General features: G+C 41.1%; 1 protein-coding gene. It reads left to right on the top strand.

Annotated features, from left to right (window positions below):
- Nucleotides 1-94: 94 nt before the first annotated feature.
- Nucleotides 95-433 (top strand): RRXRR domain-containing protein (locus JUI58_RS01290; protein ID WP_204101932.1); only part of this gene is annotated, 339 nt, incomplete at its 3' end.

Genomic DNA, 433 nt, shown 5'->3' with positions numbered 1-433 from the left:
AACATTGCGGTCAGACCCCGGTGAGGTTTCCTCACCTAGGGAATGCTGACCAAGAGAGTCGAAGCTAACATTACCCGTTTACGGAGAGGCAGAAATGCCAAATTATGTATTAGTAATCGATACTAACAAACAGCCGCTAAATCCTTGTCACCCCTCGGTAGCAAGAAAGTTGCTAAAAACCAATAAAGCGGCAATTTTTAGAAAATATCCGTTTACTATCATCTTGAAAAAGGAAGCAACCAATGTAGCAACTGAACCAATACAATTAAAAATTGACCCCGGTTCTAAAACAACAGGAATAGCGTTAGTCCAAGGAGATAAAGTTATCTTTGGCGTTGAAATTGTTCACCGTGGTTTGGCTATCAAATCCAGTTTAGATTCACGGAGAGCATTACGTCATAATCGTCGTAGCCGTAAAACTAGATACCGCCAA

It is taken from the genome of Spirulina sp. CCY15215, from assembly GCF_016888125.1.
Classification (GTDB): Bacteria; Cyanobacteriota; Cyanobacteriia; order Cyanobacteriales; family Spirulinaceae; genus CCY15215.
The sequence above is the reverse complement of the archived record's forward strand: the minus strand, read 5'-3'. Positions and strand labels throughout refer to the sequence as shown.